The 20,477-nt window shown below is 69.6% G+C and carries 17 protein-coding genes; 3 read left to right on the top strand and 14 right to left on the bottom strand.

The features are described 5' to 3' along the window. Positions 1-62 precede the first annotated feature (62 nt). Positions 63-1,487 carry a type VII secretion protein EccB gene (gene eccB, locus HC028_RS07280; RefSeq protein ID WP_168074346.1) on the bottom strand — a complete coding sequence of 475 codons (1,425 nt, stop codon included), beginning with the start codon at positions 1,485-1,487 and terminating at the stop codon, positions 63-65. 65 nt (positions 1,488-1,552) lie between these two features. Here eccB and HC028_RS07285 point away from each other — a divergent pair, with 65 nt between their 5' ends. The 3 genes from HC028_RS07285 to rarD all read left to right on the top strand — a co-directional run bounded on the left by HC028_RS07285 (position 1,553) and on the right by rarD (position 4,968). Further along, on the top strand, positions 1,553-3,511 hold the full coding sequence (locus HC028_RS07285) for a type VII secretion protein EccE (protein ID WP_168074348.1): 1,959 nt from the start codon (positions 1,553-1,555) through the stop codon (positions 3,509-3,511). 74 nt (positions 3,512-3,585) lie between these two features. After that, positions 3,586-3,969, top strand: a complete 384-nt coding sequence (locus tag HC028_RS07290; RefSeq protein ID WP_168074350.1) for a phage holin family protein — start codon at positions 3,586-3,588, stop codon at positions 3,967-3,969. A 57-nt stretch (positions 3,970-4,026) separates the two neighbouring features. After that, positions 4,027-4,968 (top strand): EamA family transporter RarD, encoded by a 942-nt coding sequence (gene rarD, locus HC028_RS07295; protein ID WP_168074352.1) that lies wholly within the window; start codon positions 4,027-4,029, stop codon positions 4,966-4,968. 23 nt (positions 4,969-4,991) lie between these two features. Here the strand turns inward: rarD and HC028_RS07300 are convergent, their stop codons facing one another. From HC028_RS07300 to nuoF, 13 genes are all read right to left on the bottom strand, one after another. Further along, positions 4,992-5,744 carry an anti-sigma factor family protein gene (locus HC028_RS07300; RefSeq protein ID WP_168074354.1) on the bottom strand — a complete coding sequence of 251 codons (753 nt, stop codon included), beginning with the start codon at positions 5,742-5,744 and terminating at the stop codon, positions 4,992-4,994. Then, a complete protein-coding gene (locus HC028_RS07305) occupies positions 5,741-6,262 on the bottom strand; it encodes a sigma-70 family RNA polymerase sigma factor (RefSeq protein WP_168074356.1) in 522 nt (173 codons plus the stop codon). Before HC028_RS07305 ends, HC028_RS07300 begins: the two co-directional genes overlap by 4 nt. A 149-nt stretch (positions 6,263-6,411) precedes the next feature. Beyond that, positions 6,412-7,188: an IclR family transcriptional regulator gene (locus HC028_RS07310; RefSeq protein WP_168074358.1), complete on the bottom strand. Its 777-nt coding sequence runs from the start codon at positions 7,186-7,188 to the stop codon at positions 6,412-6,414. A gap of 332 nt (positions 7,189-7,520) precedes the next feature. Then, the gene (locus tag HC028_RS07315; protein WP_168074360.1) at positions 7,521-8,555 is read right to left on the bottom strand and encodes a polyprenyl synthetase family protein; all 1,035 of its coding nucleotides are present in this window, start codon (positions 8,553-8,555) and stop codon (positions 7,521-7,523) included. 36 nt (positions 8,556-8,591) lie between these two features. Further along, positions 8,592-10,127 carry an NADH-quinone oxidoreductase subunit NuoN gene (gene nuoN / locus HC028_RS07320; protein ID WP_275408246.1) on the bottom strand — a complete coding sequence of 512 codons (1,536 nt, stop codon included), beginning with the start codon at positions 10,125-10,127 and terminating at the stop codon, positions 8,592-8,594. After that, entirely contained in the window at positions 10,124-11,662 is a 1,539-nt protein-coding gene (locus HC028_RS07325; protein ID WP_168074362.1) for an NADH-quinone oxidoreductase subunit M, read from the bottom strand. The genes nuoN and HC028_RS07325 overlap by 4 nt, the downstream gene beginning before the upstream one ends. Positions 11,663-11,732: 70 nt before the next feature. After that, positions 11,733-13,640 carry an NADH-quinone oxidoreductase subunit L gene (gene nuoL, locus HC028_RS07330; RefSeq protein WP_168074371.1) on the bottom strand — a complete coding sequence of 636 codons (1,908 nt, stop codon included), beginning with the start codon at positions 13,638-13,640 and terminating at the stop codon, positions 11,733-11,735. Between the two features lie 25 nt (positions 13,641-13,665). Then, complete coding sequence (gene nuoK, locus HC028_RS07335; protein ID WP_167923585.1) at positions 13,666-13,965, bottom strand: NADH-quinone oxidoreductase subunit NuoK; 300 nt, start codon at positions 13,963-13,965, stop codon at positions 13,666-13,668. After that, positions 13,962-14,741, bottom strand: coding sequence for an NADH-quinone oxidoreductase subunit J (locus HC028_RS07340; protein ID WP_168074372.1), 780 nt, complete (start codon positions 14,739-14,741; stop codon positions 13,962-13,964). The genes nuoK and HC028_RS07340 overlap by 4 nt, the downstream gene beginning before the upstream one ends. Then, complete coding sequence (gene nuoI, locus HC028_RS07345) at positions 14,738-15,343, bottom strand: NADH-quinone oxidoreductase subunit NuoI (protein ID WP_168074374.1); 606 nt, start codon at positions 15,341-15,343, stop codon at positions 14,738-14,740. The genes HC028_RS07340 and nuoI overlap by 4 nt, the downstream gene beginning before the upstream one ends. A 3-nt stretch (positions 15,344-15,346) precedes the next feature. Continuing rightward, positions 15,347-16,723 (bottom strand): NADH-quinone oxidoreductase subunit NuoH, encoded by a 1,377-nt coding sequence (gene nuoH, locus HC028_RS07350; protein WP_168074376.1) that lies wholly within the window; start codon positions 16,721-16,723, stop codon positions 15,347-15,349. Continuing rightward, entirely contained in the window at positions 16,720-19,161 is a 2,442-nt protein-coding gene (locus tag HC028_RS07355; protein WP_168074378.1) for an NADH-quinone oxidoreductase subunit G, read from the bottom strand. Before HC028_RS07355 ends, nuoH begins: the two co-directional genes overlap by 4 nt. Beyond that, on the bottom strand, positions 19,161-20,477 hold the full coding sequence (nuoF, locus tag HC028_RS07360) for an NADH-quinone oxidoreductase subunit NuoF (RefSeq protein WP_168074380.1): 1,317 nt from the start codon (positions 20,475-20,477) through the stop codon (positions 19,161-19,163). Before nuoF ends, HC028_RS07355 begins: the two co-directional genes overlap by 1 nt.

Genomic DNA, 20,477 nt, shown 5'->3' on the forward strand with positions numbered 1-20,477 from the left:
GCCAGCCCCTACGTCGAAACCTGTGGATAACTTCCGGCACTCCAGACACTTCGTCCGCGTTTTCAGGATCCAGCACGTTGCCGCGCCTCCGCCGGGTCCAGCGCCGGCCCGACCGGCAGCAGCACGACGAGTTCGGCGGGCATCGCAGTCGGAGTGACGCCCGCGTAGCCGAGTTTGGTCACCAGGTCCCGGCTTGCCAGCGGATACCGGATGCCGAGCTCTGAAACGATGCTCAGCGCTCCGCTGCGGGCCCCGGGTGAGGCGACCGCCTCCACGAGCGCGCCCCGGCCCGAGACGACGATCCGATCGGCCAGCAACGCGCCGCTGCCGGTACGCGCCTGGGTGGTCACGGCACCGCTCTGATCGGGCAGTTTCGCGTCGACGAGCACCTTGCTGGCGCCCTTCCCGTCCGAGATTGATGCGCACACCGGTCCGGCGGTGAGCCGGATGGTGGGCGGAACCGCGAACGGCGGGGAACCGGCGAGCCTCGTCCTGGACGGGGCTACCTGGCTGTTGCCGGGCAGTTCGTTGTCCCGGCCCCGCGGACCGAGCGGCGTCTCCGGGTCGGCGAGGAGCAGATCGGCCTCGGCTTCGGTGATCTCGGCGAGCCCGTCGGCGAGAACCACGGCGTGCTGGACGGCGCCACCCGCGTTCGCGCGCTTGTACACCTGCCCGACCCTGCCCCCGGGCAACGCCGAGGACCTGGCGCCGCGACCCTCGATCGAGAGCGGCTTGAGGTCCGGGCCGGCCGGCAGCGCGTTGATCAGCGCGGGCGAAACCGGCACGATCGGTTTCGTGCTCCAGACGAACGCTTGCAGCACCAGGTCGGGCTGCACGAGTTGGTGCCGGCGGTTGTCGTACACGAGGTAGCGCCGGCCGTCCGGGGTGGACACGAGGATCCCCTCGCCCGGGCTGGCGGCGCGGGCGGGTACGAGCGGCTGGCCGACCTCTGCCGCGCCCCCGACGAAGAGCACCGACTGCGGATTGGCCGCGCCGGAGCCGCCTGAAGCGTCCCCGGCCCCCTGCGAGCAGAGCGTCCAGGGCGGCCTGGCGAGGTGCTTGGCATCGGGCAGCGAGTCCGGCGCGCCCGGGATGCCCATCGGAGCTCCGAAAGTCGCCTTGTCGATCGCAGATCGTGACCAGGTCACGACCTGGGGGCGGGCCGCGTCGGCGATCAACAGCGCGGAGGTGTAGTTGATGACCGGATGGAGCTTCCGGTCACCCTTGTAGTAGACGTACCGGGCACCGGAGTCCTTATCGATGATCACCTGGCCCTCGGTCTGCCAGTCGCCGGAACCACCGGCGAAGATCCCGTACACTGCCGCGCCCGCCAGTGCGAGCACGGCGACGATGGCGCCGGCCATGGTCGCACCGGCGACGCGCCGAAACGGCGATTGAGCGGGATCAGTCTCCCGCATGACCAGGGCCGCGACGACACGCTGCACCGAGAATTGATAGGAGTGCAGCTGATCCTGGCGCGATGGCATCGACCCTCCCCGTAGGGCGCGCCCCCACACGACGGGCGGCCGAGCCTACGATAAGCGCCCGGACGATGTGGCGGGAGGTCGCAGCGGTGTCGATGGGACAGCCGACGGCATGGCCGGTCGGCGCGGGAGGCGCCGCCCCGCCCGGCCGTACGCGCGAACCAACCCAGACCGGCTGGGGCACCAGGCCCGCGCGCGTCCGCCAGCGCGGCACGCTGTTCCGGTGGCACAGCGGTCAGGTGGTCGCCGCCGAGTTCGCGGTGGTGGTGCTGCTCGCCGCGGCGGGCAGTGGCCTGCCGTGGCTCATCGCCGTATCACCGGCGAGCCTGATCGTCCTGGCCGTCACTTTCGGCCGGATCAAAGGACATTGGGCGTACGAGTGGCTGGCGCTGGGCTCGCGTTACCTGGGCCGCCGGGGCACTCTGCCGGCCGGTGCGGACCCCGCCGCGCTGCTCGACCTGGTCCGGCCCACCGCGGTAGTGAACAGCGTCGAGGTCGACGCGGCCACGATCGGCGTCATCGAGGACGCGTACGGGCTGACCGCGGTGCTGGAGCTCGGTGACCCGAGCGCCCTGCTCGCCGACGCGGCGCCCCTCGCCCCGTCACCGGCCGAGCTCCTGCCCGCGCCGAACGCCGATCAGCCTCAGGTCCGGTTACAGCTGCTCGTCTCCGGCTTCCCGGCTCCCGCGCTGCGCGCCGGCTCGGGCTCGCCGGCAACCTCGTACCGCCAGCTCACCGAGGGCCGGATCCTCGCGCTGCAGCGGTCGTTCCTGGCTGTCCACGTCCGCCGGTCGGGCGGCTTCGCCGAGGCCGAGCTGCTACTGGCACTGTCGAGCGCGGTGCGGCGGGCGCGCCGCCGGCTCGCGCGCGAGGAGCTGCCGTGCCGGGCGCTGAGCGCGGACACCGCCCTGCGCGTACTCGGGGAGCTGGCCCACCTCGACGGGGCGACCGAGCTACAGGAGGACTGGTCGGCGGTGAGCGCCGGCAGGCTGCGCCAGGTGAGCTTCCGGCTGCACCGCTGGCCGGACGTCGGCGGCGACCTCGGCCGGAGCCTGCTGACCCGCATGCTCACGCTGCCGGGCGCCGCGACGACCGTGTCACTGGCCGCTGAGCGGCTGGACGCCGAGGAGGTACGCGCCGAGCTGGTGGTCCGGCTCGCCTCTCCGGGTCCGCAGAACGAGACGGTGGCGCTCGGCGCGCTGCAGCGCCTGCTGGGGGCCGCAGGTGCGCGGGCACGGCGCCTCGACGGCACCCAGCTCGCCGGCCTGGCCGCGACCCTTCCGCTCGGCGGCGCCGCAGATCCCGGCGCGGCCGGCTTGGCCGACGTGCTGGACAGATCGGCCGACGCCGCGCTGGTCGGCGACGCCGGCATGCGGGCGACGCCACAGGCCCTCGCCGCGCTGGAGCTTCCGACGGCCGCTGCCGGACTGGTCATGGGCGTCAACCGGCGCGACGAGCCGACAACCGTCCGGCTGTTCCGACCGAAGCCGACGCGGGCGGCCCTGTTCGGCGGCGTGCGCTACGCGCACCTCGTCGTACTGCGGGCGCTCGCCCTCGGTGCCCAGGTGGTGGTGCAGACCGGCCGGCCGCAGACCTGGGAGCCGTTCGACCGCGCCATCGGCGGCGCCGGGAACGCGCTGACGATTCTCCCGCTCGACCGGCCGGTCGAGCTGCCGCCGGCGACCCCGCTGCAGCCGCAGCTGGTCATCGTGGACGTCGGTCCGGTCGGCGGTATGGCGATGCCCGTGGTGGAGGCCGCTTGGCGCGCCGTACTGGTCCTCCGCGACGAGCTGGCGTCACACGACCTGGACATCCTCGCCCGGGCCGACCTCGTGCTGCTACCGCCGCTGTCAGTGCCCGAGGCCGAGATCGCGGGGTACGGGCTGGGACTGGACCAACTGGCGAGCAACCTGCCCAGGGTGCGCCCGGACATGGTCGGCGTCGTGGCGGGCCGGCAGACCCTGCGCTGGACGCTGCTGTCGGCGACCCCGATCGAACAGCAACTGATCGGCGGCATCAGCCGCTAGACCGGTCGACGTTCGCGGCGAAGATCGCGCGTCCGGGCCCACGAGACTGGCACGGGCATGCGACGATCACCGGCATGGGCATCCTCATCCGGCTCGCCGTCACCGCCGTCGCCGTGTGGATATCGACGCTGGTCCTCAAAGGGATCACCGTCGACGAGACCGACACGGTGAAGAAGATCGGTACTCTGCTTGCGGTCGCCGCGATCTTCGGCATCGTCAACGCGGTCCTGCGGCCCATCATCAAGACGGTCGGGTGCGGGGTCTACGTATTTACCCTCGGCCTGATCGCTCTCGTGGTCAACGGGCTGTTGTTCCTGCTCACCAGCTGGATCTCCGGCAACCTCGGCCTGCCGTTCCACGTCGACGAGTTCTGGCCGACCGCGGTGCTCGGTGCGCTGCTCGTCAGCGTGATCAGCTGGGTGCTCAACCTCGTCGTCCCCGACGGAGGGGATGACTGATCACAGTCGCCGGTCATTACCGGGAAAGCCGGCACCCCTTACCGATACGGTTGGCGCGTGAATCAACTGCGCCGCGGTTATCTGTTCGGGTTCTTCGCGTACGCCATCTGGGGTTTCTTCCCGCTCTACTGGAAGCTGCTCAAGCCCGCCGGGCCGATTGAGATCTTGGCGCACCGGATCGTATGGTCCGCCGCATTCGTCACCCTGCTCCTCGTGGCGCTGCGTAACTGGCGGTTTCTCCGGTCTCTCGCCGGCCGCCCGCGTACCCTCGCCGGCATCGCCGTCGCGTCCACGGTCATCGCGGTCAACTGGGGGATGTACATCTACGGGGTCAACTCCAGCCACGTCGTCGAGACCTCGCTCGGCTACTTCATCAACCCGTTGGTCACCGTGCTGCTCGGCGTGGCGGTACTGCGCGAGCGACTGCGGGTGGCCCAGTGGGTCGCTCTCGCCACCGGCGCGGTCGCGGTGGCCGTCCTGACCGTCGACTACGGCAGGCTGCCCTGGATCGCCCTGACCCTCGCGGTGAGCTTCGGCCTGTACGGGCTGCTGAAGAAGAGCCTGGCGCTGCCCGCCGCGGAAGGCCTGTTCGTCGAGTCGCTGGCGCTCACCGCCCCGGCACTGGCCTACCTCGGGTGGCTCGCCAGCCACCACCGGTCCACGTTCGGGCACGTGTCCGCCGTGCAGACGACGCTGCTGGTACTCGCCGGTGCGGTCACCGCGATCCCGCTGCTGCTCTTCGCCGGTGCCGCCAACCGGATCCCGCTGACCGGACTGGGCCTGCTGCAGTACATGACCCCGAGCCTGCAACTCGGCATCGGCGTGTTGATCTACCACGAGCCGCTGCCGCCGGCACAACTGGCCGGGTTCGGCCTGGTATGGGCGGCGCTCGCCGTGTTCACGTGGGACGGGATCCGCAACGCCCGGCGACTTTCCCGCGAACGGGCGGCCAAGGAGAGCGAGGCCGAGGAGGTTGCCGCGACGGCTACCGCCGTCTGAGCCCGGCAACCTCGTCGGCGGCGTCAGGCCTGCTCGTACACGAGCAACGACGAGTTGTCGCCCTTGCGGATCTCGACCTTGCCGATCTCGGCGGGGCTGAACCGGGTCGCGGCCGAGAGGGTGAGGTCATCGCCGCGCCCGGCCGTCCAGGTGGACAGCTTCTCGGGCGCCTCACCGTTCTTCGGGTACACGAGCATGTGTAGCGACCAGCGGGGCCCCGAGCCGCCTCCGTTGTAGACGCAGTGCATCCGCACTTCGGTGCCGCCGGCGAACGGAGTCAGCGCCACCTGCGCCGTGATCGGTACCGACTCGGCCACCGGGCGCATGGCAACCATCGCCGGCGGGGTCGGAGTGTCGTTGATGAACCGGGCGCCGATCAGCACCCCGAACGCCACGCACGCGGCGGCGGCGAGTCCGGCGGCGACGGCGCGCCAGCGACTCGGGCGGCGCTGCCCGCCGCGCTGCGGCATCCGGCTACTGCCGTACGGCTGGAACTGCTCGGCCGGGTTAGACCGGGGTACCGACGGCAGGGGCCGTACCGGGACGGGGGCCTCGAAACGCGACGGCGTGTTCGCATGCCGCTCGCCGCTCCGCCCGATCGCCTCCACCTCGTCCGGGCCAAGCTGAGCGAGCAGGTCGGGCAGTCCCGTGAAGTCGGCGACCTCCCGCTGGCAGACCACGCACGTCGCGAGGTGCCGTTCGTACGCGATCCGGTCCTCGGGGTCGAGGATGCCGAGGACGTAGGCGCCCGAATCGATCACTTGCTCACACGTCACGACGTCACCCCCAGTTCCTCCAGGACCAGCTTGAGCGCGCGCAGCGCATAGTACGTACGGGACTTCACCGTGCCGGGAGGAACGCCCAGGCGACTGGCCGCTTCGTTGACCGACCGACCCTGGTAGTAGCACTCCACAAGGACCTCCCGATGGTGCGGTGAGAGGCGGGCCAGCGCCTCCGACACGATCCACGAGTCGACCGCACGGTCGGTCTCGTCCGCCATCGGCCGCTCCGGCGGCGCATCGGTGATCACCTCGCCGACCCGCGCCGACCGACGCCGCCAGTTGTCGATCGCCAGGTTGCGGGCCGTGGTGAACAACCAGGCCCGCACCGACCCGCGCGTCGGATCGAGTGCTTCGGGATGCTGCCAGGCTCGCAGCAGCGTCTCCTGCACCAGGTCCTCCGCACGCTGTCGGTCTCCCCCGTTCAGTCGGAGAGCGTGCGCGTACAACGCGTCGCCATGCTCAGCGTGCAGCGCGCGTAGCTGATCGGCGTCCTCGTCGCCCACGCCAGGCATCCTCCCACCTTGTCCATAAGCACGTAGCGCGCGCGAGGAAGGTTCAACGTGGACTAAAGATTTCCACGTCTTCCCTTAAACGTTCTCGCGCACCTCTGCTCCGAGGAGTCTCCCCGGTAACGACGATCTTCGAAAGGTGCGGGAGCGCGTCAGTCCTTGAGCGCGTCGGCGAGGTTGGCGGCGGTCGACAGCAGCCTCGTACGCACGATGCGGGCCGAGGTCATCAGCTCACCGGCGGGCAGGGCGCACTGCAGGACGACCCGGCGCTCGGGATCGCGGTCGTTGACGGCCAGGACGGCGGCGCAGGCGAGTCCGTTCCGGTACTGATTAATCTCGATCTGCATGCCGCGCCGCTCCCCCGCGGCCAGGTCCGCCTCGAACGCCTCTCCCGACGTGATCGTCTGCGGCGTGTACGCCGGCATGCCGCTCTCCTTGAGGAACCTGGCCCGCTGCTCCGCGCTCAGCGTCGCGAGCAGCGCCTTGCCCATGGCCAGCGCGTGCGCGCCGTCGTCGAAGCCCGGAATCAGGTCGTCGACGTACGGCGAGCGTGGTCCTTCGGCGACGGCCGTGATCGTCGGCCGGTTGCCGACGAAGCGCGCCAGTTGGTGGCTGTACCCGGTCTCGGCGGCCGCCCGCCGTAACGTCTCGGTGACCACTGCCGGTCCCCGGAACGCCACGACCAACTCGCGGAACCGGTCGGCGACCTCAAGCCCGACAACGTAGGTTCCGTCCTCACGACGAATCACGTACCCCTCGTACGCAAGGGTGCGTACGAGGTGGTAGGTGGTCGCGACGGTGAGCTGGCAGCGCCGCGCCACCTGTTTGACCGTGAGCCCGCGTTCGGACTGTCCCACCGCTTCGAGCACCCGCAGCGCACGCGACACGCTGCGGATCAGATCCGACGGCTCCGCCTGTGGATCTCGCACCGCTCCGCCTCCCCAGCCGCAGCAGCAACAGGATTTACACCATATGAAATTGGTCAGGCGGGGGGAAACCTTTCGGCCAACGAAAGGGTGATGCGAAGGGACCAAAAGGGCTATTGAATACCGCAAGTGAGTGACGCGAAGGCAATTGCTCAACGCGACACGCCGACGACACGCCGTACGCATTCGGCGTGCTCACCGTAACGACGGCTGTCGTATCAGTAACTCCGGTCGTGCGCGTGAGTGAACTCGCCGGCCGTCAGTATCCTTCACGATCGCTCTCGCCGCCCGGTGGTCAGGCAGCGCAACCAAACGCGAATGGCCCGCGAATGGCCTCAGCCGGTCCGCTCCGCGATGAAATCGCAGAGCGACTCCAATGCCCGGCGCGCCGGCACGTCGGGTAACACGGACAGCGAGGACCGGGCTCGTTCGGTGTACGAGCGGACCGTCTCCCGCGCCTGCTTGAACGCAGACGACGTGCGGAGCAGGCCGAGCGCCTCGGCGTGCAGCGCGTCGTCCGTGATCGGGCCGGTCGCCAGGAGCTGGCGCAGCCGCACCGCGGCCTCGTCGGTCTCGTCCGAGGCCAGCGCGTACAGCACCGGAAGGGTCGGCACGCCTTCACGCAGGTCGGTGCCGGGCGTCTTACCCGACTGCTCCGACTCCGAGGCGATGTCGAGCAGGTCGTCGGAGAGCTGGAAGGCGATACCGATCGTCTCGCCGTACTCCGCCAGGGCGGCCACCTGCTCCGGGGTGACCCCAGCGAACATCCCACCGAACCGGGCGCTGGTCGCGATGAGCGAGCCGGTCTTCTGCTCGATGACGCGCAGGTAGTGGTGGAGCTTCTCTTCGCCGTCACGGGGACCGGAGGTCTCGGCGATCTGCCCGTGCACCAGCCGGGCGAACGTCTCGGCCTGGATGCGTACCGCCTCCGGACCGAGTTCTGCCGCGGCGCTCGCGGCCCGCGAGAACAGGAAGTCCCCGGTGAGGATCGCCACGACGTTGCCCCAACGGGAGTTGACCGACGGCGCCCCCCGGCGCACCGGCGCCTCGTCCTGGACGTCGTCGTGGTACAGCGTCGCCAGGTGGGTCAGCTCGACGACGATCGCCGCCTTGACCACCTCGGACGCCGACGGCTCGCCGAAGTGCGCCGCGAGAGCGACCAGCAGCGGACGGAACCGCTTGCCACCGGCGTCGACCAGATGCCGGGCAGCCGCGGAGACCAGCGGATCCGCGCTGGTCACGGTCTGCCGCAGCTCATCCTCGACAGCCGCCAGGATGCTGCCGACGCCGGCCTCCAGGCCAGCGTCGGCGAATTGAATGCCGACAGACGCTCGCGCCTGCTCTGTTTCGGTACCCGCCACGCCAATCACAATCCCACACCGCTCCCCCGTGCCCCGTCGTTCGTCTTAGCGAATGAACTCGGCTGCCTTCGTCGTGATGGGGAGCAGCAGTGTCGGGGCCACGCCGAGAGCCAGCGTGGCGAGCGTACCGATCATGAGAGCGGCCGACGTCAGGGCACCCGGTATCGACACGCTCGGCGTGCTCTCCGCCGGCTCCGACAGCCACATCAGCACGACGACCCGCAGGTACGGGAAGGCGAGAATCGCGCTCGACAGCACACCCGCGATGACCAGCCAGGTCTGCCCGCTCTCCACGCCGGCCGCGAACACCCCGAACTTGGCGGTGAAGCCGCTCGTCAGCGGGATGCCCGCGAAGGCGAGCAGGATGAACGTGAAAACGGCCGCGAACAAGGGCGACCGCCGGCCCAGGCCGGCCCAGCGTGACAGGTGCGTCGCCTCGCCGTCGGCGTCGCGTACCAGGGTGACGACCCCGAACGCGGCGAGCACGGTGAAGCCGTACGCGACCAGGTAGAACAGCGAGCTGGACAGGCCGTCCTTGTTCAGCGCGACCACGCCGATGAGCAGGTATCCGGCGTTCGCGATGGACGAGTACGCCAGCAGCCGCTTGATGTCGGTCTGGGTCACCGCGAGGACCGCGCCCACGAGCATCGTCAGGACGGCGATCGTGCCGATGACGGGCTGGAAGTCCCACTGGGACCGCCCAAACGCTACGTACAGCACCCGCAGCAGGCCGCCGAACGCCGCGACCTTGGTGCACGCGGCCATCAGCGCCGTGATCGGCGTCGGGGCGCCCTGGTAGACGTCCGGCGTCCAGACATGGAACGGCACCGCGGCGGCCTTGAACAGCAGTCCGATCGCGAGCATCGAGAGGCCCACGTAGAGCAGCACCGGGCTCGCCGGCGAGCCGACGATCGCCTCGTCGATGCCCCGGAAGTCGACCCGGCCGGCGAAGCCGTAGATCATCGCGACGCCGAACAGGAAGAAGGCCGAGGCGAACGAACCGAGCAGGAAGTACTTCATCGCCGCCTCCTGGCTGAGCAGGCGTCGGCGGCGAGCCAGCGCGCACAGCAGGTACAGCGGCAGCGAGAAGACCTCGAGCGCCACGAACATCGTCAGGAGGTCGTTCGCCGAGGAGAACAGCATCATGCCGCCGAGGGCGAACATCGTCAGCGGGTAGACCTCGCTCGCGCCCTCCGCGGTGGCGGCCTGGGCCCGGTCGGCCTCGGTGTTGGCGGTCACCGCCGCCTGCGCGACGAACGAACCGCCCCGCTCCAGGGTGCGCTCGCCGATCAGCAGCAGCGCCACGATGCCGAGGACCAGGATCGAGCCCTGCAGGAACAGCGACGGCCCGTCGACGGCGATCGCGCCACCGGCGGTCACCGTGCGCTTGTCGGCGGTCGCGATCACCACGATCAGCGCCGCGACCGCGCCGAGCAGCGCCAGCGGCAACTGGATCCGGGCCCGGGAGAAACGCCGGAAGGCGGCCTCCACGAGCACGCCCAGGCACGCGACGCCGAACAGGATGAGCATCGGCGCCAGCGCCGCATAGTCGATGTTCGGCAGCTTGAACGAGTCGCTCACCGACCCGCCTCCTTGGTGACCGTGAGCTTGCCCGCGGTCGGGGCCGGGTCGCTGGCTCCGACATCGGAGAGCGTGGCCTTGACCGCCGGGTTGACGACGTCGAGCACCGGCTTCGGGTAGAAGCCGAGCAGCAGGATCAGCGCGATCAGCGGCGTGACGACCACCGCTTCCCGCAGGGACATCGGCCGCTTCATGCCCTCGACCTGCTCAATAGCCGGGTTCGGGGCGCCCTGGATCGTGCGCTGGATCATCCACAGCACGTACCCGGCGGCCAGGATGATGCCGAACGTGGCGATCACGGCCACCGTCTTGTTGACCGTGAACACGCCGACGAGCACCAGGAACTCGGAGATGAACGGCGACGTGCCGGGCAGGGCCAGCGAGGCCATGCCGGCGAAGAAGAACACCCCCGCGAGTACCGGCAGGTACTTGCCGGCACCGCCGAAGTCACCGATCAGCGCGCTGCCCCGCCTGGCCACCAGCATGCCGACGACCAGGAACAACAGGCCGGTGGCGAGACCGTGGTTGAACATGTAGAGCACGGCGCCGCTGGCGGCCTGCGTGGTGAACGCGAAGATGCCGATGCCGATGAAGCCGAAGTGGGCGATCGAGGTGTAGCTCACCAGCCGCTTCAGGTCGTTCTGCCCGATGGCCAGCAGCGCGGCGTAGACGACGCCGACGAGCGCGAGCGCCATCCCGAGCGGCGCGAAGTACTTCGAGGCGTCGGGGAACAGCGGCAGGCAGTACCGCAGGATCCCGAACGTACCGACCTTGTCCATGACGCCGACGAGCAGCGCGGCCGCACCGGCGGGCGCGGCGCCACCGGCGTCGGGCAGCCAGGTGTGGAACGGGAAGAACGGCGCCTTGATCGCGAACGCGAGGAAGAAGCCGAGGAAGAGCCACCGCTCCGCACCGGTGCTGAAGTCCGCCTTGAGCAGGGTCTCCCAGTCGAACGTGTGCCCACCGAGGACCCACAGCCCGACGACCGCGGCCAGCATGAGCAAGCCGCCGGCCAGCGAGTACAGGAAGAACTTCACCGCCGCGTACTGGCGACGCTGGCCGCCGTACGAGCCGATGAGGAAGTACATCGGAACGAGCATGACCTCGAAGAACACGTAGAACAGGAAGACGTCGGCGGCCGCGAAGACGCCGATCATCGAGCTCTCGAGGAAGAGCATGAGCGCGAAGTACATCGGCACGGAACGCCGGCTGTTCTCGGCGTCGTGCCACGACGCCAGGATCACCAGCGGTACCAGCAGCGCGATCAGCGCCAGCATCACCAGGGCGATGCCGTCAGCGGCGAAGGTGAAGCGCACGCCCCACGCCGGGATCCAGGGGTACGACTCGCGGAACTGCAGCCGCGGGCCGTTGGCCTGGAAGCCGATCCACATCGCGACCGCGAACCCGAGGACCGCCACCGACCAGGCGAGCGCGACGCGCTTCGCCAGCTCAGGCTTGTCCTTGGGCAGCAACGCCACCACGACCCCGCCGACGGCCGGTGCGACCGTCAGCACGGATAGATAAGGAAAGCTCATGCGATCGCCTCGCTTCGCTCGGCGATGCATTCGCCAAACACTGAATCTCCGATTCGCTCGCTACGCTCGCTCATCCGAACGTCACCGCCAGCATGGCCGCTACCACGAGCAGCGCACCTCCGAGGATCGACATGGCATACGACCGGACGAAGCCGGTCTGGGTGCGGCGCAGCCGCCCGGAGCCGCCGCCGATCGCCGCGGCGAGCCCGTTGACCAGGCCGTCCACGCCGCGGTTGTCGAGGTAGACGAGCGCTCGGGTCAGGTACTTGCCGGGCATCTCGAAGACGGCCTCGTTGAAGGTGTCCGCGTACAGGTTGTTACGGGCTGCCGTGACGATCGGGCCGGCCGGCTGCTCCTGCAGCGCCGCGCCCTTGGTGAACAACACCCAGCCCAGGCCCGCGCCGATCAGCACGACCACCACGGTCAGCGCGGTGACGGTCCAGTGGCCCAGGTGCCCGTGGCCCTCCTCGTGCGTGCCGAGCACCGGCTCGAGCCAGCCGACCACCGAGGTGGCCATCAGCCCACCGGCCGCGACCGAACCGACCGCGAGCAGGATCAGCGGGATCGTCATAATCTTCGGCGACTCGTGCGGGTGCTTGATGTCCTCGGTCCACCGCTTGGGGCCGTGGAAGGTGAGCACGAACAGCCGGGTCATGTAGAACGCGGTCAACCCGGCGCCGAGCAGCGCCGCCGAGCCGAGGACCCACCCCAGCCAGCCCTCGTGGTTGAAGGCGGCCAGGATGATCGGGTCCTTGGTCCAGAAGCCGGAGAACGGGAAGAGCCCGATGATGGCCAGGTAGCCCAGGCCCATCGTCGCCCAGGTGATCGGCATGTACTTGCGCAGGCCACCGAAGCGGCGGATGTCGGTCTGGTCGTTCATGCCGTGCATGACCGATCCTGCGCCGAGGAACAGCCCCGCCTTGAAGAAGCCGTGCGCCAGCAGGTGGATGATGCCCAGCGCGTACGCGGCGCCGCCGAGGCCGACCGCGAGGAACATGTACCCGATCTGGCTGACGGTCGAGTACGCGAGGACGCGCTTGATGTCGTCCTTCGCGCAGCCGATGACGCAGCCGATGAGCAGGGTGAGCGCCCCGATCCCGACGACGACCGTACGGGCGACGTCGCTAGCGTCGAAGATCGGGTGCGACCGGGCGATCAGGTAGACGCCGGCCGTCACCATCGTCGCCGCGTGGATCAGGGCCGACACCGGGGTCGGGCCCTCCATGGCGTCGGGCAGCCACGCCTGCAGCGGGAACTGGCCGGACTTACCGCACGCGCCGAGCAGCAGCAGGAGCGCCACGGCCGTGACGGTGCCCGCCGAAAGCTTGTGGATGTTGTTGAACACCTCGTCGTACTGCACCGTGCCGAGGGTCGCGAAGAGCAGGAAGATGCCGAGCGCGAAACCCGCGTCACCGACGCGGTTCATGATGAAGGCCTTCTTGCCCGCGGTGGCGGCGGACGGCCGCAGGTACCAGAACGAGATGAGCAGGTAGCTGGCGAGACCCACGCCCTCCCAGCCGAAGTACAGCATCACGTAGTTGTTGCCGAGCACCAGTAGCAGCATGGCCGCGACGAACAGGTTGAAGTACCCGAAGAAGCGTCGCCGGCCCGGGTCGTGCGCCATGTACCCGACCGCGTACACGTGGATCAGGAACCCGACGCCGGTGATCAGCAGCACGAACACCGCGGACAGCGGGTCGTACAGCAGCCCGAAGTCGACCTTGAGCCCGCCCACCGGCATGAACTCGAACAGATTGATCGACACTGCCTTGTTCTTCAGGCCGGACAGCGAGAAGAAGTAGACCAGGCCGAGCACGAACGCCACACCGACGCTCGCCACACCGAGCAGGTGGCCCCACTTGTCGGCGCGGCGGCCGAGCAGGAGCAGAATGGCGGCGCTGACCAGCGGGATCGCGATGAGCAGCCAGAAGCTGGACAGCGCGCCCGTGGGGGACGCGAAGCTGACCGCTTCAGCCAACGTCGTCGGTTGCACCGGAGCCCTCTCAGTACTTCAGCAGGTTGGCGTCGTCGACGCTCGCCGAGCGTCGAGTCCGGAAGATCGACATGATGATGGCGAGCCCGACCACGACCTCGGCCGCCGCCACGACCATCACGAAGAACGCCATGATCTGGCCGTCGAGCGTGCCGTTGATGCGGCTGAACGTCACGAGCGCCAGGTTGGCCGCGTTGAGCATCAGCTCGATGCACATGAACAGCACGATGGCGTTGCGGCGGATCAGCACGCCGACTGCGCCGATCGTGAACAGGATCGACGACAGAATGATGTAATTCGTGGCCGTCACTTCTCCGTACCCTTCGGTGCCGCCTCAGCCGACGTGAGCTCGCGCGTCGGCACGATCTTGGAGATGCTGCGGTCGGCCATGCTGCCGTCGGGCAGCCGCGCCGGGGTGGCGACCGAGTCCGACGTCGCGAAGACGCCGGGTCCGGGCTTCGGCGCCGGGTAGTTGCCGGGCGCGAAGCGCTCGCGCATCAGCTCCGGCTGGGTCTTGCGGTCTTCCTTGCGCCGCTCGATGTGCGCCAGCAGCATCGCGCCGACCGCCGCGGTGATCAGCAGCGCCGAGGTGACCTCGAAGGCGAAGACGTACTTGGTGAACAGCAGTTCCGCGATGCCCTGGATGTTCCCGCCGCGCTTGGTGTTGGCCGCGGTCAGCCCGGCGGCGTTCACCGAGCCGAGGGCCCGGAACAGGCCCGTGCCGACCAGACCGGCGAAGCCGATGCCGAGGATGATCGCCGCCATCCGCTGTCCGCGCAGCGTCTCGATCAGCGAGTCGGACGCGTCCCGGCCCACCAGCATGAGCACGAACAGGAACAGCATCATGATCGCGCCGGTGTACACGATGATCTGCGCGAAGCCGATGAACGGCCCGGCCTGCACGATGTAGAACACGCCGAGGCACAGCATCGTCATGGCCAGGAACAGCGCCGAGTGCACGGCGTTGCGCGCCCAGACCATACCGATCGCCCCGATCACCGCGATCGGCGCGAGGATCCAGAAGGTCGCCGCCTCTCCGCCCTTCATCGCGTCGGAAGCGGCGGCGAGGACCATTTCGTGGGTCATCGCTTCTCCCCGTACTGCTCGGCCTGGGCCTTCTCCGCGCGCGCCGGGACGTCGGACATCGAGTTGCGGACCCGCTCCGCCCCGACCGACATCCCCGGGTTGTCCAGCGCACCGACGTAGTAGTCCTTCTCGGACTCGCCCAGGCGCATCGGGTGCGGCGGCTGCTCCATGCCCGGCAGCAGCGGCGCGAGCAGCTGCTCCTTCGTGAAGATCAGATCCTTGCGGTTGTCCCGGGCCAGCTCGTACTCATTGCTCATGGTGAGCGAGCGGGTGGGGCAGGCCTCGATGCAGAGACCGCAGAAGATGCAGCGGGCGTAGTTGATCTGGTAGGTCGCCGCATACCGCTCACCGGGCGAGTAACGCTCCTGGTCGGTGTTGTCGGCGCCCTCGACGTAGATGGCGTCGGCCGGGCAGGCCCAGGCGCACAGCTCGCAGCCGACGCACTTCTCCAGCCCGTCCGGGTGCCGGTTGAGGATGTGCCGCCCGTGGTAGCGCGGCGCCACCGGCTTGCGCTTCTCCGGGTACTCCTCGGTGACGACCTTCTTGAAGATGTGCGAGAAGGTGACGCCGAAGCCCTTCAACGTGCCTGTGAACGCACCCACGACTTACCGGCCTTCCTGCTCGGTGGCGTTCTTGTCGCCGGTCGCCGGCCCGACGGGTACGGGCTCGCGCTCGGCGGTCAACCGCGGGGCCCGCGGGCTCGGCGGGACCTCCAGGTTCAACGGCGGCATCGGGAAGCCCTCGGCGCCGCCCACGCGACCGGCCGGGTCGATGCCCTCGATGCCGGTCGGCACCTTCGACTTCTCCTTGGCGGGCCACAGCACCCAGACCGCCGCGACGATCAGCACCACCGCGACCGTGATGAACATCTTGATCCGGCTCTCCAGGGCGGAGTTCTGCAGGGTGCGCAGGCCGGCCAGGCCGAGGATCCAGACCAGGTTGATCGGAATGAGGGCCTTCCAGCCGAACCGCATGAACTGGTCGTAGCGCAGCCGGGGCAGGGTGCCGCGCAGCCACACGAACACGAACAGCAGGAGCAGCACCTTGGCGGTGAACCACAGCACCGGCCACCAGCCGGAGTTGGCGTGGCTCCAGATCGTGACCGGCCACGGCGCCCGCCAGCCGCCGAGGAACAGCGTCGCGCACAGACCGGAGACGGTGACCATGTTGATGTACTCGGCGAGGAAGAACATCGCGAACTTGAACGACGAGTACTCGGTGTGGAAGCCACCGACCAGCTCCGACTCCGCCTCGGGCAGGTCGAACGGGGCCCGGTTGGTCTCACCGACCGCAGAGACGAAGTAGATGAGGAAGCTCGGGACGAGCAGCAGCGCGTACCAGCTCGGCGCGGTGAGCGTCAGGCCGAACAGGTTCCAGGTCGTCCCGTGCGCCTGCGCCTCGACGATCTCGCTGGTCGACATGCTGCCGGCCTGGATGAACACGGCGACGATCGACAGGCCCATCGCGACCTCGTACGAGATCATCTGAGCGCTCGATCGCAGGCCGCCCAGCAGCGGGTAGGTCGAGCCGGAGGCCCAGCCGGCGAGCACGACGCCGTAGATGCCCATCGACGAGCAGGCCAGGATCAGCAGCACCGCGACCGGGATGTCGGTGAGCTGGATCGGCGACATGTGGCCGAACCAGCTGACGCTCGGGCCGAGGGGCATGACCGCGAAGGCGGTGAACGCGCAGGTGGCCGAGATGACCGGGGCGATGAAGTACACCGCCTTGTCGGCCAGCTTGGGGAGGATCTCTTCCTTGAGCCCCAGCTTCAGGCCGTCGGCCAGCGACTGCAGCAGACCGAACGGGCCGTTGCGGTTGGGCCCCGGGCGCACCTGCATGTACGCGACGGCGCGGCGCTCGTACCAGATGGTGAAGAGCGTCATCACCACGAGGAACGCGAAGATACCAACGATCTTGATGAGGACCAGCCACCACGGGTCGTGGCCGAACTGGTCCACTGAGCCGGCTGCGAGGGTCACTCGGCACCTCCTGCGCTGATCTCGACCACGGCCCCTGCGGTCACGCCGAGCGTGCGGCGGACCGTGGACCCGGCCGAGTTGGTCGGCACCCACACCACGCCGTCGACCATGTCGTCGACGATCATGGCCGGGAGCGTGATCGCGCCCTGCTCGGAGCGGACGGTGAGGGGGTCACCATCTGCCACGGCCAGGCCACTAGCGGTCGCCTTGGAGAGCGTGACGACGGCCGGCCGCGCGGTTCCGGCCAGGTACTCGTCGCCGTCCTGCAGCGAACCGAGGTCGATGAGCTGGTGCCAGGTCGCGAGGATGACCCGCCGGCGACCGGCGACGACCGGCTCGGCCGGCGGCACGGTCACCCCGGCCGCCCGGAAGCGCGGCGGCGCGGGCAGCGGGGTCCGGGTGTTCGCGAGGGCGGCAAGCTGCCGGCGCACTTCCAGCACGTCGCCGCAGCCGAGCTGGACACCCATCTCGGCGGCGAGCGCGTCCAGCACCCGCGCGTCGCTCATCGCCGTCGTGCGAAGGACGGCGTCGAACGGGCGGATCCGGCCCTCCCAGTCGACGTAGGCGCCGGCCTTCTCGACGGCGGGCGCGACCGGGAAGACCACGTCCGCCCGATTGGCGACGGCGCTGCGCCGCAGCTCGATGCTGACCAGGAAGCCGACCCGGTCGAGGGCCTCCTCCGCGAACCGGGGCTGCGCCAGGTCACCGGGTTCGACCCCGGCCACCACCAGGCCGCCCAGGGAACCGGCGGCCGCCGCCGCGATGATCGCGTCGGTGTCCCGGCCCGGCGCCGTGGGCATGGGGCTGTCGCCCATCTCCCACACCTGGGTCAGCTCGCCGAGCGCGCCGGCGTCGCTGACCGGCCGCGAGCCGGGTAGCAGGTTGGGCAGGCAGCCCGCTTCCAGCGCACCGCGGTCGCCGGCGCGCCGCGGCACCCAGGCGAGCCGGGCGCCGGTCTCGGCGGCGAGGTCCGCGGCGGCCGAGAGGCCACCGGGGACGGTGGCGAGGCGCTCACCGACGAACAGGATCGCGCCGGGCTCGCTGAGCGCGGTGCGGATGGCGCTGCTCTCGGCGAGTACCGAGGCCTCGTTGCCGGGGACCGTCGGCAGCACGGTGGCGCCAATCTTGGCGTACCCGCGGGTGGTGAACGGCGCGACGGCGATGGCCCGCAGCTTGTTCTTGCGCCACGCCTTGCGCAGCCGCAGGAACAGGATCGGGCACTCCTCCTCCGGCTCCAGGCCGACGATCACCACCGCCGGGGCCGTCTCCACCTCGGCGTAGGTGACCTCGACCCGGCCGACGACGGAGCTCGCGAGGAACTCGGTCTCCTCGGCGGACAGCGGCCGGGCCCGGAAGTCGATGTCGTTGGTTGCGAGGGCGACCCGGGCGAACTTCGCGTACGCGTACGCGTCCTCGACGGTGAGCCGGCCGCCGGTGAGCACACCGACGCCGCCGTTGTCCCGCGCCCGGGCCAGCCCCTCGGCCGCGACGCTCAGCGCCTCGGGCCAGCTCGCCTCGCGCAGCTCACCGGTCTTGGCGTCGCGTACGAGCGGGGCTGTGATCCGGTCGAAGGCGTTGGCGTACTGGAAGCCCCAACGGCCCTTGTCGCAGTTCCACTCTTCGTTGACCGCCGGGTCGTCACCGGCCAGCCGGCGCATGACCTTGCCGCGCCGGTGGTCGGCACGCATCGAGCAGCCGGCTGAGCAGTGCTCGCACACACTGGGCGTGGAGACCAGGTCGAACGGCCGGGCCCGGAACCGGTACTGGGCGCCGGTCAGCGCGCCGACCGGGCAGATCTGCACCGTGTTGCCGGAGAAGTAGGAGTTGAACGGCTCATCGTCGTCCGGCGTCGCGGCGTCGCCGCGGAACACGCCGATCTGCTCGGCCGCGCCGCGCTCCATCAGGTCGATGAACTTGTCACCGGCGATCTCGTCGGAGAACCGGGTGCAGCGCTGGCACAGCACGCACCGCTCCCGGTCCAGGAGCACCTGCGAGGAGATGGCCATCGGCTTCTCGTACTCGCGCTTGGGCTCGTGGAACCGGGACTCCGGGCGACCGGTGGACATCGCCTGGTTCTGCAGCGGGCACTCGCCGCCCTTGTCGCACATCGGGCAGTCGAGAGGGTGGTTGATCAGGAGAAACTCCATGATCCCCTCTTGTGCCTTCTTCGCGACCTCGGACGACCGCTGGGTCTTGACGACCATGCCGTCGGCGACCGCCTGCGTACACGAGGCGACCGGCTTGCGCTGGCCCTCCACCTCGACCAGGCACTGCCGGCAGGCGCCGGCGGGTGCCAGGAGCGGGTGGTCGCAGAAGCGCGGGATCGCGATGCCCATCTGCTCCGCGACGCGGATAAGCAGCGCGCCCTTCGGCGCCTCCACCTCGATGCCGTCGATGGTGAGCTTGACGGTGTCTGCGGCCTTTTCCACGGACGTCATTAGTGCGCACCTACCAGTTCGCCGGCGCCGAACATCGGAGCCTTGCGGCCCTCGATGTAGTCCAGGTAGTCCTGCTTGAAGTACTTGATCGACGACGTCACCGGGCTGGTCGCGCCGTCGCCGAGGGCGCAGAACGACCGTCCGAGCAGGTTGTCGCAGGTGTCGAGCAGGGTGTCCAGGTCCTCGTGGGTGCCCGCGCCCGACAGGATCCGGCGCAGCACGTGCGCCATCCAGTAGTTGCCCTCCCGGCAGGGGGTGCACTTGCCGCACGACTCGTGGTGGTAGAACTCGATCCACCGGTACGTCGCGTAGACCGGGCAGTCGGAGTCGGAGAAGATCTGCACCGCCGTGGTGCCGAGCATCGTGCCCGCGGCCGCCATCGACTCGAAGTCCATCGGCACGTCGAGGTGCTCGGCGGTCAGCAGCGGAGTCGACGACCCACCCGGAGTCCAGAACCTCAGCTCGTGCCCGTCCTGCATGCCGCCGGCCAGTTCCAGCAGTTCGCGCAGGGTGATGCCGAGCGAGCACTCGTACTGACCGGGGTTGGCGACGCGGCCGGAGATGGAGTAGATCTTCGGGCCGGGCGACTTCTCGGTGCCCATCGTCTTCCACCAGGCGGAGCCGCCCAGCACGATGTAGGGCACGCTGCAGATCGTTTCGACGTTGTTGACGACCGTCGGCGAGCTGTACAGGCCGTGCGTAGCCGGGAACGGCGGCTTGAGCCGGGGCTGGCCGCGGAAGCCCTCGAGGGAGTCCAGCAGCGCCGTCTCCTCACCGCAGATGTACGCGCCCGCGCCACTGTGGACGACGAGGTCCAGGTCGAATCCGGAGCCCAGGATGTTGCGGCCCAGGTAGCCCCGCTGGTACGCCTCGTCGACCGCGCTGCGCAGCCGCCGGGCGGAGTGCATGGCCTCGCCCCGGATGTAGATCGCGGCGAAGTTCGCACGGATCGCGTACGCGGCGATGATGATGCCTTCGACCAGCGAGTGCGGGTCGGCCATCATCAGCGGCAGGTCCTTGCAGGTGCCCGGCTCGCCCTCGTCGGCGTTGACCACCAGGTAGTGCGGCTTACCGTCGTTCTGCGGGATGAAGCCCCACTTCATGCCGGTCGGGAAGCCGGCGCCACCGCGGCCGCGCAGGCCCGAGTCCTTCATCAGCTGGATCAACTCGTCCGGGTGCGCCTTGAACGCCTTGCGCAGCGCGGTGTACCCGTCGAGCCGCTCGTACATGCTGATCTTCCAGGCGTCCGGCGACAGCCAGCGCTTGGTGAGGACGGGGGTGAGCTTGGCGAGAGCGCCCTGGGATGGGTTGCTCAC

This window comes from Planosporangium flavigriseum, from assembly GCF_011947225.1.
Lineage (GTDB): Bacteria > Actinomycetota > Actinomycetes > Mycobacteriales > Micromonosporaceae > Planosporangium > Planosporangium flavigriseum.